At 69.7% G+C, this 12,310-nt stretch carries 13 protein-coding genes; 5 read left to right on the top strand and 8 right to left on the bottom strand.

Annotated elements, in window-relative coordinates; translation table 11 throughout:
* Positions 1 to 58 precede the first annotated feature (58 nt).
* The 5 genes from crtI to QSJ19_RS22740 form a co-directional block, all read right to left on the bottom strand.
* Positions 59 to 1,645, bottom strand: coding sequence for a phytoene desaturase family protein (gene crtI / locus QSJ19_RS22760; protein ID WP_286323277.1), 1,587 nt, complete (start codon positions 1,643 to 1,645; stop codon positions 59 to 61).
* Positions 1,642 to 2,565 (bottom strand): phytoene/squalene synthase family protein, encoded by a 924-nt coding sequence (locus tag QSJ19_RS22755; RefSeq protein ID WP_286323276.1) that lies wholly within the window; start codon positions 2,563 to 2,565, stop codon positions 1,642 to 1,644. The genes crtI and QSJ19_RS22755 overlap by 4 nt, the downstream gene beginning before the upstream one ends.
* Before the next feature lie 5 nt (positions 2,566 to 2,570).
* On the bottom strand, positions 2,571 to 3,107 hold the full coding sequence (gene idi, locus QSJ19_RS22750) for an isopentenyl-diphosphate Delta-isomerase (protein ID WP_286323275.1): 537 nt from the start codon (positions 3,105 to 3,107) through the stop codon (positions 2,571 to 2,573).
* 91 nt (positions 3,108 to 3,198) lie between these two features.
* Entirely contained in the window at positions 3,199 to 4,446 is a 1,248-nt protein-coding gene (locus tag QSJ19_RS22745; RefSeq protein ID WP_286323274.1) for a sensor histidine kinase, read from the bottom strand.
* Between the two features lie 3 nt (positions 4,447 to 4,449).
* Positions 4,450 to 5,172, bottom strand: a complete 723-nt coding sequence (locus QSJ19_RS22740; RefSeq protein WP_286323273.1) for a response regulator transcription factor — start codon at positions 5,170 to 5,172, stop codon at positions 4,450 to 4,452.
* Between the two features lie 104 nt (positions 5,173 to 5,276).
* Between QSJ19_RS22740 and QSJ19_RS22735 the strand changes: the two genes are divergently transcribed.
* The 5 genes from QSJ19_RS22735 to QSJ19_RS22715 are packed head-to-tail and all read left to right on the top strand — an operon-like array spanning position 5,277 to position 9,790.
* Positions 5,277 to 6,365 (top strand): AAA family ATPase, encoded by a 1,089-nt coding sequence (locus QSJ19_RS22735; protein ID WP_286323272.1) that lies wholly within the window; start codon positions 5,277 to 5,279, stop codon positions 6,363 to 6,365.
* Between the two features lie 31 nt (positions 6,366 to 6,396).
* Complete coding sequence (locus QSJ19_RS22730) at positions 6,397 to 7,329, top strand: DUF58 domain-containing protein (protein WP_286323271.1); 933 nt, start codon at positions 6,397 to 6,399, stop codon at positions 7,327 to 7,329.
* Between the two features lie 58 nt (positions 7,330 to 7,387).
* Positions 7,388 to 8,332, top strand: a complete 945-nt coding sequence (locus tag QSJ19_RS22725) for a VWA domain-containing protein (RefSeq protein WP_286323270.1) — start codon at positions 7,388 to 7,390, stop codon at positions 8,330 to 8,332.
* A 13-nt stretch (positions 8,333 to 8,345) separates the two neighbouring features.
* Positions 8,346 to 9,308, top strand: coding sequence for a S1C family serine protease (locus QSJ19_RS22720; protein WP_286323269.1), 963 nt, complete (start codon positions 8,346 to 8,348; stop codon positions 9,306 to 9,308).
* 41 nt (positions 9,309 to 9,349) lie between these two features.
* The gene (locus tag QSJ19_RS22715) at positions 9,350 to 9,790 is read left to right on the top strand and encodes a MarR family winged helix-turn-helix transcriptional regulator (protein WP_286323268.1); all 441 of its coding nucleotides are present in this window, start codon (positions 9,350 to 9,352) and stop codon (positions 9,788 to 9,790) included.
* Here the strand turns inward: QSJ19_RS22715 and QSJ19_RS22710 are convergent.
* The 3 genes from QSJ19_RS22710 to QSJ19_RS22700 form a co-directional block, all read right to left on the bottom strand.
* Positions 9,772 to 10,023: a rhodanese-like domain-containing protein gene (locus tag QSJ19_RS22710; protein ID WP_286323267.1), complete on the bottom strand. Its 252-nt coding sequence runs from the start codon at positions 10,021 to 10,023 to the stop codon at positions 9,772 to 9,774. The genes QSJ19_RS22715 and QSJ19_RS22710 overlap by 19 nt on opposite strands.
* 113 nt (positions 10,024 to 10,136) lie before the next feature.
* Positions 10,137 to 11,441: a competence/damage-inducible protein A gene (locus tag QSJ19_RS22705; RefSeq protein WP_286323266.1), complete on the bottom strand. Its 1,305-nt coding sequence runs from the start codon at positions 11,439 to 11,441 to the stop codon at positions 10,137 to 10,139.
* Between the two features lie 56 nt (positions 11,442 to 11,497).
* Positions 11,498 to 12,307: an IclR family transcriptional regulator gene (locus QSJ19_RS22700; RefSeq protein ID WP_502876324.1), complete on the bottom strand. Its 810-nt coding sequence runs from the start codon at positions 12,305 to 12,307 to the stop codon at positions 11,498 to 11,500.
* Between the last annotated feature and the right edge of the window lie 3 nt (positions 12,308 to 12,310).

Here is a 12,310-nt window from a genome sequence, read left to right as displayed (position 1 = left end):
GCGAGATCCAGGACCCGGTCGGCGGGAATCTGGGCACGGTCGGCGGGGGCGAGGGCGATCAGCTGCGCGACGGGCCGACGGAGGTGTCGCCGCGAATCCGCTTGCGCACCAACTCGGCACTGATGAGACACATCGGCAGCCCGATGCCCGGGGTGGTGCTCGACCCGGCGTAGAACAGCCCGCCGACCTTGCGTGACCGATTGGATGCGCGGAAGAACGCGCTCTGCCCCAGGGTGTGGGCGGGACCGAGCGCACCACCCGACCACGAGTTGAGGTCGTCGACGAAGTCCGCCGGTCCGATGGTCCGCCGCACCACGATCCGATCCGTCAGATCGGGGACGCCGGCCCACTGGGCGACGAGATCGATGGCGCGGTCGGCGGTTTGTTCGACGAGTCGGTCACCGGCGCCGTCCTCCCCACCGGAACCCATCGTGGGATCGGCGGGTACGGGCACCAGGATGAAGAGGTTCTCGTGGCCGGGTGGGGCGACCGTCTCGTCACTCGCCGACGGTCGGCACACGTAGAGCGATGCGGGATCGGGTATGCGGGTGGGTGTCTCGAAGATGGCGTCGAAGTTGCTCATCCAGTCCTCGGTGAAGAACAGCGAATGATGACCCAGTTCGGGCAGGTCGCCCCGCACCCCCAGGCACACGAGGACGGCGCCGGGTCCGGACACCGCACGGTCCCACCATCGCTGATCGAAGGTCTGCAGGGGGCGCGGCAGGAGGTTCGTCTCGACGTGATGCAGGTCCGCGGCGCCGACGACGACGTCGGCAGGGAGTTCCTGCTCGACCCCGTCACCGTCGCTGATGCGGACGCCGGTGACCGTCGCGCGCTGCCCCAACGGGTTCCGACGACGGTGCGATCTGGTGAGGATCGCCGTGGCGGCACTTCCGGTGTGTACCTTCACCCCGCGCTCGGCGGCCAATGCCGCCAACGCCTCGGGCAGCCGGACGAATCCGCCGCGGGGATAGCGGACCCCGTCGGCGAGATCGAGCCAGCTCATCAGGTGGTACATCGCGGGGGTGCGGTCGGGCGACGACCCGAGGAACACCGCGGGATAGCCAAGGATCTGCCGGAGCCGACGGTCGGAAAATCGTTGCGTGACATGCGCATCAAGTGTCGTGGTCAGCATCCGCAGCAGTGTCGATGCGCGACGGAGTACCGGCAGTCCGGCGTAGGCGTTCGCCGAGTCGAAGTTCGTGTACAGGAATCGCTGCACGGCAAGGTCGTACACCTCGCGCGCCGACGACAGGTAGTCCCGGAGGGCGTCACCGGCACCCGGTTCGATCGACTCGAACAGAGCCCGGTTGCGGCTCTCGTCGCCGGCGACGTCGACGCTGTCGTCGATGCCCTCGAAGTATACGCGGTAGCCGGGATCGAGTCGGACGAGGTCGATCTGCTCCTCGGTCGATGTACCGAGCAGCCGGAAGAAGTGATCGAACACCTCGGGCATGAGCCACCACGACGGCCCGGTGTCGAAGCGGAATCCGTCCTTCTCCCACGACCCGGCGCGCCCGCCGACGCGATCGTTCTTCTCCACGAGAGTCACGTCATGGCCGTCGTCGGCGAGAAGTGCGGCCGTGGCCAGGCCGGCGACACCGCCGCCGATCACCACGATCCGTTGCGGCGCAGTACCGGTCATGCGTGTGCTCCCGACGTCGATCCTGCCGCTGATGCGGGCCTGCCCCGACGGAGCGTCGCCGCTGCCGCGATCCGGGCCTTCGCCGGTGTCGACACCCGAATCCTCGTGCGGCAGGCCACCTCCGGCGGTGTCGACCGCAGTCGGACGGCGAGCTCGGCGAAGAGGTCGTGGGCTGTGCAGACCGCCACGCGGGTCCCGCTCGGCAGGAGGGGGATCGCCTGCGCGGCGGCGGTGAGGTCGCCGTCGATGTCGTCGAGCCACCTGTTCCACGCCTCATCCGACGGGTGGTCGGCATCGAGTCCGATCAGGTACCGGCGGCCGAGATCGCGGTCGTCGGCGGCGAGGTCCCGCAGGAAGTTGATCTTCTGGAATGCGGCGCCGAGGCTGCGCGCGCCAGGGGCCAACTGGTCGTACCGCGCCTTGCGGTGCGGCTGATCGGCGAGGAAGGCGTGCACGCACATCAGCCCGACGACCTCTGCGGAGCCGTAGATGTAGGCGGCGAGGCTGGCCTCGTCATGGACGGTGGGATCGAGGTCGGCACGCATGGAGGCGAAGAACGGGTCGATGAGCCCGGCGTCGATGCCTGCATGATGCGTTGTGCGCGCGAACGCGTGCACGACGAGGTTGGTGCTCCACCCCGTCGAGATCGCGTCGGCGACGTCGGTGTGCAGGGCGTCGAGTGCGCGGCGGCGCTGATCGGCGGACTGGTGCGGCCGGGGTGCGTCGACGATCTCGTCGGCGAGCCGGACGAGGGCATAGATGTTGTGGACGTCGCGACGGACTGGTTCGGCGAGGAGTCGCGAGGCGAGTCCGAACGACGACGAGTACGAGCGGATGACGAGCGCGGCGCTCTGCGCGGCGACCTCGTCGTAGTGTCGGTAGGCGGTGTTCGTCGTCGTAGGCCGTGCCGCGCGTGTCACCGGGATCACCGGATCTCTTGGAGGTCTGTGCTGTCGTCGAGCGCGTGGACCTGGTCGACGAACCACGGACTGAACAGCCACGGGGTGCGGCGGGCGGACTCCCACACGTCGTCGATCGGTGCCCACACCATGTCCATCACCTCGTCCGGATTCGGGACGGCGGTACCGACCGGTCGGGCGCGGAAGACCGGACAGACCTCGTTCTCGACGACCCCACCGGCGTCGACCGCACGGTAGCGGAAGTCGGGCAGGATCGGCGTGATGTCGGCGACGTCGAGACCCAACTCCCGGGGTGCATAACGCGCGACGGCCGCGTCGACGTCCTCGCCGGGCCGCGGATGCCCGCAGAACGAGTTCGTCCAGACCCCGGGCCACGTCGTCTTCGACAGTGCCCGGCGGGTCATGAGGATGCGGTCGGCGACCACGAGATGGCAGGAGAAGGCTAGGTGAAGAGGGGTGTCCGGGCCGTGGACCGTGCGCCGGGGCGCCGTGCCGTGCGGATTGCTCTCGGCGTCGAGCAGCACGACGAGATCGTCGTTCATGACTCTGGCTCCCTCCACCCCGCATCAGGGCAACTGTCCGCGAACATCCATTGTTCGTCACCGACGGAGAAACGGATGGGCGACCCCGACCTCAGCGCTCGCCGAGCGGATCGGGCACGGGCGGCGCGCCCGTGCGGACCGGCCGGCTGGCGTCGGCCCGGTCGGGCAGCCAGATGACGAAGGTGCTCCCGACGCCGAGCCGACTGTGCACCACCAGCCTGCCCTCGTGCGACTCCACGATCTGCCGCGCGATCGTCAGGCCGAGGCCCGACCCGCGGTAACGGGTGCCGGAGGTGGCGTCGTCGACGCGGCGGAACCGCTCGAACACGCGCTGCTGATCGGCGTCGGCGATGCCCGGCCCCTCATCGCGCACCGCGATCCACGCCCAACCGTCGACGCTGCCGGCGGCGACGGTGAGCGTGGAGGCGTCCGGCGCGAGGCGCAGCGCATTGCTCAGCAGGTTCGCCAGCGCCCGCGACAACGACTCCCGGTCCGCGTAGACGAGCGGACCCGGCGAGACCCGGGTATCGAGCCGCAGGGAGCGTTCCCGAGCGAGCAGGGCGTGATCCCGCGTCACGTCGACGACGAAGTCGCGGACATCGATCCGTTCGTCGGCGAACGAGCCCGATCGACGACGTGCGGTCGCGAGCAGGTCGTCGAGCAGGCGGCTCATCCGGGCCGTCTGCCGTGACACGATCGCGAGCGCGTCGGCGCGCTCCTCAGCGGTCGCGCGGTCGTCGGCGAGCACCGCCTCGACGTTGGCCTGGATCACCGCGACGGGATTACGCAACTCGTGGGACACATCGGCCACGAGCGCACGCTCGGCGCGGAACGCCGTGTCCAGGCGATCCAACAGGTTGTCGAGTGTGTCGGCAAGGGTGCGCAGTTCGTCGTCGGGGCCAGACGCGTGGATGCGCTGCGACAGATCGGTGGCACGCAGCCGGTTCGCGGTGGAGGTGATCGCACCGATCGGTCGCAGCATCCGGCCGGCGACGAACCAGCCGACGAACAGGCTGATCAGTGAGATCACGGCCAGCGCGATGAGGGAGTAATTGCGCAGGCTCTCCAGCGTGGACTGGTTCACGGCCTGTTGCACGCTCTCGAGGTCGGCGGCCTGGAACGACTCGCCCGTCTTGTACATCAGCGTGCCGTCCGGCTTGCGCACGAACTTGCGTACCGTCACCGGATCGAGCGGTTTGGCGTCGATGCTGTGCTGCAGCGCCAGGTACACGCCGAGCAGGATCAGACCCGAGATCGCGAACAGCCACGCCGACGTCGTCAGCGCCATGCGCACCCGGAGTGTCCGGAGCGCGCGCCACGCCGACGACAGGTGTGCCACCGATCAGGAGGTCCTGGCCGACCTGCGGTCGGGAACGATCCCCGACCGCAGCCGATACCCGCGGCCGACGGAGGTGTGCAGGACCTGCTCCTCGTCGTCGACGGTCAGTTTGCGGCGCAGGGTCCCGACGGTGACACGCACCGTCTGGGTGAACGGATCGGTGTGCTCGTCCCACACGTGCTCGAGGAGTTGCTCGGCGGACACCACATGATCCGGACGGGACATGAGGAACCGCAGGACGGCGAACTCCTTGAGGGTCAGGTCGACCTCGCGACCACCCCGGTGCACGATCTGCCGGGCGGTGTCCATGGTGATGTCGCCGACGCGGATCGACGACGAGTCGCCGCGCACCTCGCGGCGGAGCACGGCCCGCAGGCGTGCGGTCAGTTCGGCGAGGGCGAAGGGTTTGACGATGTAGTCGTCGGCGCCGGCGTCGAGGCCACGGACACGATCGGGCAGGGTGCCGAGCGCGGTGAGCATCACGATGCGCATGTCCCGTCCCGACCGGCACTCGATCGCGCCGTCGCGGACCTGGCGGGCGAGCTGGAGTCCGTCGCCGTCGGGCAGGGTGACGTCGACGAGGGCGACATCGTATTCGTTGACCGACAGACGTTCTCGCGCACCGAAATCGGTGAGGGCGGCGTCGACCGCGTAGCCCTCACGCTGGAGCGCGATGCGCAGAGCGCTGACGAGTCCCTCCTCGTCTTCGACGATCAGCACGCGCATACCACCCCACAGTAGCGACACGGACGCACGACGGCCACACCGCTTTCGGTCGTCTTTCGCTCTGTCTTCCACTGGTTTTCGGGGTCGACTGGTGAGGTGGGGACATGAACACGTCAGACGACGCCGCGAGCGCCGGACCGCGGGAGATCGGTGGTGCGACAGCCGGATCGGCACACGATCCCACCGACGCAACGGCAGATCGCAGGACATCGTCGGCGGCGACTATCGAGCGTGCGCTGTTCGAGATGAAGCGGGTCGTCGTCGGACAGGACGAGATGCTCGAACGTCTGCTCGTCGGGCTGCTGTCGCGCGGGCACATCCTGCTCGAGGGTGTGCCGGGCATCGCCAAGACACTCGCGGTGCGGACCGTCGCGACAGTGGTCGGCGGGACGTTCCGGCGACTGCAGTTCACCCCCGACCTGATGCCTGCGGACATCGTCGGCACCCGGGTGTGGCGACCGTCGACCGAGTCCTTCGACATCGAACTCGGGCCGGTCTTCGGGAACCTGGTCCTCGCCGACGAGATCAACCGTGCGCCCGCGAAGGTGCAGTCGGCGTTGCTCGAGGCGATGGCCGAACGCCAGGTGAGCATCGGCGGCACCACCTTCGGGCTGCCGAACCCGTTCCTCGTCCTGGCCACGCAGAACCCCATCGAGACCGACGGCGTCTATCACCTGCCGGAGGCGCAGCGGGACCGATTCCTGATCAAGGTCGACCTCGAGCATCCGACCGAACTCGACGAGATGGAGATCCTCGCCCGGATGGGGACACGGCCGCCGCGACCCGCTCAGATCCTGTCGATCGACGACGTCGTCGACCTGCAGGACGCGGCCGACGACGTGTTCGTCCATCACGCGGTCGCGCACTACATCGTGCGGCTGGTGATGGCGACGCGGAGGCCGACGGGTTATGGCGTGCCCGGCCTCGAGCCGTACCTCGAGTACGGGGTGAGTCCGCGCGGCTCTCTCGGGCTGCTCGCGGCGTCCCGCGCACTCGCGCTCATCCGCGGCCGCGACTACGTGCTGCCCGACGACGTCCGCGAGATGGCCGGTGACGTCCTCGCACATCGTCTGGTCCTCACGTTCGACGCGGTCGCCGACGGTGTGCCGCCGCGATGGATCGTCGAGCAGGTGCTGGCCGGGGTGGCCGCACCGCGGATCGCGTCCCGCGACGACACCGAGGTCGCCTCGTGATGACGCCTCACGACATGCCGGGGCGGACCCGGTGACCGCCAATCCGTTCCGCTCTCTCGACATCGGGCTGCGTCGGCGGCTCGACGGCCTCGTCCCGGGCGACCACGAGGGCACACGTCTGGGTGTCGGGTCCGAACGTGAGGAGGTCGTGCGGTATCAACCGGGCGACGACGTCCGGCGCATCGACTGGAACATCACCGCACGCTCGACCGAGCTGCACGTGTGGCGACCGCGCGCCGACAACCGGCTCGACACCTGGGTGCTGCTGGATCTGTCGCCGAGCATGGCGTTCGGCACGGTGACCGGGGAGAAACGAGATCTCGCCGCGCAGGTGGTCTGGGCCATGGGCGAACTCACCGACGCACCGGGTAACCGGATGGGGTTCGCCGTCCTCTCGCCCGACGGCATCACGTGGTCGCGGCCCGACCGTGCGCGCTTCGCAGCCCGACGCTGCGCGCGGCTGGTCGACAAGATCCACCACCGGGAGGGCTCGTCGACACCGCCGCTCGGCGAGGCCCTCGACGCGTTCGGCCGACGATATCGTCGCGCGGGGCTGCGGATCGTCGTCTCCGACTTCCTCGATCCCGACGGCCGGTCGGAGGAACCGTTCGAGTGGCAGCGTCCGCTGCGGCACATGGCGGCCCGCCACGACGTGATCGCCGTCGAGGTCACCGACCCGCGGGAGGGCGATCTTCCCGATGTCGGACCGGTCGTCCTCGTCGATCCGGAGTCGGGACGACAACGCCACGTGTGGACCTCCGATCGCGATCTCCGACTCCGCTACCGTGCGGCCGCCGCCGGACGGCGAGACAACGTCCGGCACGCCATCGTCGGGACGGGTGCCGAGCACCTCACTGTCGACACCGGCCGCGACTGGATTCGTGACCTCGCGTCGTTCCTGCGCACCCGGCGCCGCACCCTGCGCACCGCCGCCCGTCCGGGGCGTCGGCCCCATCGCACGTGACGACATCCGGCCCGGACCACCCGACCCGTGAAGGACCGATCGTGAAAGACCCTGCGTCATGACGTTCCTGTTCCCGTGGGGACTGCTCGTCCTCGTCCCGGTCGCCGCACTCGCGGTGATGTACCTCGTGATGCTCCGCCGACGACAGCGATACGTCGTGCGGTTCGCGTCACTGCCGTTGCTGGACAAGGTGATGCCCGAACGGCCACAGTGGCGTCGGCACCTGCCGGCGGCTCTGTTGCTCGTAGCTCTCGCGCTGACCGGACTCGCCGTCGCGCGACCGGAGCTGCCCGTGCGGGTGCCCTACGAACGTGCCACCATCGTCGTCGCCATCGACACGTCGGAATCGATGCGCGCGCGGGATGTGGACCCGGACCGGATGACCGCGGCGCTCGACGCCGCCGGCGACTTCATCGAGCACCTGCCCGACACGTTCAACGTCGGCGTCGTCACGTTCGCCGGGTCGACGACGGTGATCCACCCGCCCGACACCGATCACCCGGCCGCCCGGCGCAGTCTCTCGATGGTGTCGACCGAGGCGCGCACCGCCATCGGGGAAGGCGTGATCACGTCGCTCGACCAGATCCGCGGCATCGTCGGACCCGGGCAGGAGCAACTGCCCGCACACATCGTGCTGCTGTCCGACGGCAGCAACACCACCGGGCGGTCGCCGACGCTGGCCGCGGAGATGGCCGCCGACGCCGGCGTGCCGGTCTCGACGATCGCCTACGGCAGCGATTCGGGCACGCTCTACTCGGCGGGCTATTCGATTCCCGTGCCGGTCGACGCCGCCGCGCTGGCCGACCTGTCCGAGGCCACCGGCGGACGACCGTACGAGGCAGAGAGCAGCAACGAACTGCAGGACGTCTACCGCGAGATCGGCTCGTCGATCGGCTGGCGCACCGAGCAGCGCGAGGTGACTCCGTTCGTCGCCGGGCTGGCCCTGTTGTTCGGTGTCATCGCTGCCGCATTCTCCCTTCGCTGGTTCTCCCGGATGATCTGAGGACACCCATCACATGACCCGCTCACCGTTCGACCTCGGCCGCCCGTCCGGTCCGGATTTCGTCGTCCCCGATCGTGAGATGCCTGCGACGACGGCGCCACCGACACCGCCGACACCCCAGTCCACGGTGCCCATCAGGATCGGGGAGATCCCCCGGGACACCGCGGCCGCGCCGAGCCTGCGTCACGGTGCCGACGATGACCGGACCGAACCTGCTGCCGCCCCTCGGCGCTCGGCGGGCCGGACGTCGCTGCTGGTGGTCGGATGCCTGCTCGCCGGTGCCGTCGCGGGAGGTGGTGCCGGCCTGATCGCGGGGAGCGTGTTCGCCCCCGACAACCCGTTCTCCTCGTCGGCCGTCGCGCCCGGACCACCGGGTGGGACCGACGCGCGGGCCGCTGCCTCGACACTGCTGCCGAGTGTCGTGCAGATCCGCGCCGGCGCCGCACGCGGATCGGGTTTCGCAATCGACCCGGCCGGGCGCGTCCTGACCAATCACCACGTCATCGCCGGCGCGACGACGGTCGAGGTGCAACTCGCGGACGGACGCGTTGTCGGCGGACGGGTCGTCGGCAGCGACCCGGCGACCGACATCGCGGTCGTCGAGGTCACCGGTGCCACCGTGCCGCCGGCGGATCTGGGCGAGAGCACCGGCCTCCGTATCGGTCAGGCGGTGATCGCGGTCGGATCGCCGCTCGGGTTGTCGAGCACGGTGACCGCGGGCATCGTGAGCGCCGTCGACCGACCGGCGCGTCTGTCCGGGCCGGGGCGAGGAGAACAGCCGATGGTGCAGACCGACGCGTCGATCAACCCCGGCAACTCGGGAGGCCCGCTCGCCGACCTCGAGGGGCGGGTCGTCGGCGTCAACACCGCGATCGCGACGGTCGGCGGCGCCGAATCCGGCAACATCGGCATCGGTTTCGCCGTGCCGATCGACCGCGCCCTGCGGATCGCTCGGACCATCATCGCCAACAACTGAGAGATCCTCGACGACCAGAAGGTCTCAGCTAGGCTGCAGGCGTGAGTGAGGGAGCGGGTCCGCCGGTGAGCACCGCTTTCCTGCTGATGGCGGTCGGCCGTCGCGTCCGCGATCGCATCGAACGAGCGCTCTCGTCTGAAGGCATTGCGCTGCGCCATGTCTCGGCTCTGGGGCACCTGTCGCGGACACCCGGACTGTCCTACAGCGAGCTCGCGCGGCGGGCATCGGTCACGCCGCAGAGCATGCAGGCGACCCTACGCACGCTCGAGGACCGCGGTGCCATCGAGCGGGAAGGCGTGGGCGGTCGCGGTCGCACGGCCACGCTCACGATCACCGCCGAGGGGCGTCGGCTGCTCGACGTCGGTACGGCTGTGATCACCGCCGCCGACGGCGAGATCGATGCCGCCCTCGACGACCGGTTCGCCGGCGAACTGCGCATGAACCTGCTGTCGATGATGCGCGGTCAGGACACCGCGTTCTGAGTGCCCTCCAACGGCCCGCCGGTGCAGAAGGTGATGACCAACGCGTCGTCGGGCAGCTCGTCGCATCGGGAGGGCAGTTGTTCGAGGGGGATGTGGATCGACCCCGGGATGTGATTGCGGCGCCATTCGAAGTCACGCCGGACGTCGAGGATCACGGCGCCCTGCCGCTGGAGTTCGAGGGACTCGGTGGCCGTGACCGCCGGGGCGTGGCGGAGGTAGTGCCGGATTCCCATGAGTGCCGGACCTCTCTGCCGGCATCGGCCGGGCTTTTCGTCGAACGTCAGTTTCAGTCACACTGTAACTGACCTCCGGCGGGTGTCAACGCAGGTTCCGGGGGCGGCGGGGGTCAGGACGGGTCGTCGCCGAGGAGATCGGCTACGAGGTGCATCGCAGCCGTCGTCGACAGCGCGCGAACCGTTGTCCGGTCGCCGGGGAAGCGACGGGTGACGGTCACCGTCGGCTGTCCGGCGATCGCGACCCCGAAGCAGACGGTCCCCACCGGTTTGAGTTCGCTGCCGCCGCCGGGTCCGGCGATGCCCGTGGTGGAGACGGCGACGTCGGCGGCCAGGCGGGCGGCGGCGCCCTCGGCCATCGCGGCCGCGACCTGCTCGCTCACCGCGCCGTGCTCGGCGATCATCTCGGCCGGTACGCCGAGGACGCCGGTCTTCACCTCGTTCGCATACGAGATGACGCCGCCGACGACATAGGCCGACGAACCGGGCCGGTCGGTGAGTCGGGCACCTATCAGACCGCCCGTGCACGACTCGGCGGTCGCGATGGTCCGCCCTCCCAGACGGTTGACGACCAGGTCGTCGATGGTCGATCCCTCGGTCGAGAAGATCTGCTGCCCATGGTGTTCGACGATCAGGTCGGTCACCTCGGCATACGCCGGTGCGGTATCGGCGGGGAAACGGGTGACCATCTCGAGCTCGCCGCCACGCAGACAGGTGGTGATCTCGAGCGAGTCGAACCCGGCGACGGCGGACTCCGCGGTCCGCAGCGTCTCCGCCAGGTCGGCCTCCGAGAGCCCGTAGGCGCGGATGATCTCCTGGCGGTGCTCCGTCCGCGCCGACAACGCGTCGAGCACCGGCCGGCTCGACATCCCTGCCGGCCACATCGCCTGCAGTTCGCGCGGGGGTCCGGGCAGCACGAGCACGGCGGGTACGCCGACAGGACCATCCACCGCCGGCCGCGCGGGCACGGCCATACCCGGCGCGGTCCCGGTGGGTGGAATCGGTTGCGCCCCTTCGGGCACCTGCGCCTGTTTGCGGATGCCCGCCCGGAGGGCCGGGGTGTCGGTCCGGGTGTCGCCGCGCCGCCGCTGCCACCGGGCGATGATCGCGGCGATGTCGGATTCGAGATCCGGATCGAGATGCAGAGCGCGACCACAGAACTCGGCGACGGTGGCGACGGTGAGGTCGTCGGCGGTGGGGCCGAGACCGCCGGTCGTGACGATCAGGTCGACCTGTTGGCCGGCGAGGAAGCGCAGCTGGGCGGTCAGGTCGGCCGGACGGTCACCGCAGATGGTGATGTGGGCGACGTCGACGCCGGATTCGAGCAGGGCTCGCGCCACCCATGGCCCGTTCTGATCGGCCACCCTCCCGGACAACACCTCGGTTCCGGTGACCACGATCCCAGCGCGTACGTTCACCCGGCCGAGTGTATCGACGTCGGCCGACCCGGCCGGTTGGGCCGACCATGACGTCGTCAGCCGCGATAGCCGAGTCGCGCGCTGATCTCCTCGGCAGCCGCCGTCGTCGCATCGGCGATGTCGATGAACGCGACGGGATCGAGGCGGTATGCCGGACCGGAAACACTCAGCGCGGCAACGACACTGCCGTCCGCATCGCGGACAGGCGCCGCGACGGCGTTGAGCCCGATCTCGAGCTCCTCGCGCACGCTGGCCCATCCGGTCGCACGTACCCGTTCGAGCTCGGCGTCGAGGTTGTCGAGGTCGGCGATGGTGTGGGCGGTGAATCCCTCGAGGTCGGGCCCGATCAGGTCGTGTACCGCGTCCGGGCTCAGGCCCGACAGCAGCGCCTTGCCGCTCGACGTCGCATGCGCCGGGCACGTCTGGCCCACCCACGTACGCAGTGCGACCTCGGCCGGCCCGATCGCCTCGACGACGTTGATGACGCGGGGGCCGTCGAGGATCGCCACGTTCGTCGTCTCACCGCTCATCTGGGCGAGGCCGTCGCATACGCCCTGACTGAGCTTGGCGAGGTCGAGTCGCGCGGTTGTCGAACCGGCGAGACGGACGATGGAGAACCCCAACTGGTACTTGCCGCGGTCGGAGAGCTGCTCGACGAAACCGCGGGCCTCCAGCACTGCGATCAGGCGCGACACCGTCGACTTGTGGACACCGAGCTCGACGGCGATCTCGCTGACCCCCGCGGTGCCCGCCTTCCCGATGATCTCCAGAACGGTCAGCGCCCGGTCGACGGATTGGACCGCGGCGACCGACTTCTCCCGTGTCGCATTCTCCTGGGGTGGCATGACCTGGTCAAGCATAGTCATCTA

The sequence above is a fragment of the Gordonia sp. ABSL11-1 genome (genome assembly GCF_030315685.1).
In the GTDB taxonomy this organism is placed as follows: Bacteria; Actinomycetota; Actinomycetes; order Mycobacteriales; family Mycobacteriaceae; genus Gordonia.
Note: the sequence above shows the minus strand (reverse complement) of the source record. Positions and strands in the feature narration are given on the sequence as shown.

Bases quoted from the DNA above. Each gene is read 5' to 3' on its own strand.
- QSJ19_RS22740 (WP_286323273.1), bottom strand. From the start codon at position 5,172: ATGCGCGTGCTGATCGTCGAAGACGAGGAGGGACTCGTCAGCGCTCTG.
- QSJ19_RS22700 (WP_502876324.1), bottom strand. From the start codon at position 12,307: ATGACTATGCTTGACCAGGTCATGCCACCCCAGGAGAATGCGACACGG.
- crtI (WP_286323277.1), bottom strand. From the start codon at position 1,645: ATGACCGGTACTGCGCCGCAACGGATCGTGGTGATCGGCGGCGGTGTC.
- QSJ19_RS22720 (WP_286323269.1), top strand. From the start codon at position 8,346: ATGACCCGCTCACCGTTCGACCTCGGCCGCCCGTCCGGTCCGGATTTC.
- idi (WP_286323275.1), bottom strand. From the start codon at position 3,107: ATGAACGACGATCTCGTCGTGCTGCTCGACGCCGAGAGCAATCCGCAC.
- QSJ19_RS22725 (WP_286323270.1), top strand. From the start codon at position 7,388: ATGACGTTCCTGTTCCCGTGGGGACTGCTCGTCCTCGTCCCGGTCGCC.
- QSJ19_RS22735 (WP_286323272.1), top strand. From the start codon at position 5,277: ATGAACACGTCAGACGACGCCGCGAGCGCCGGACCGCGGGAGATCGGT.
- QSJ19_RS22710 (WP_286323267.1), bottom strand. From the start codon at position 10,023: ATGGGAATCCGGCACTACCTCCGCCACGCCCCGGCGGTCACGGCCACC.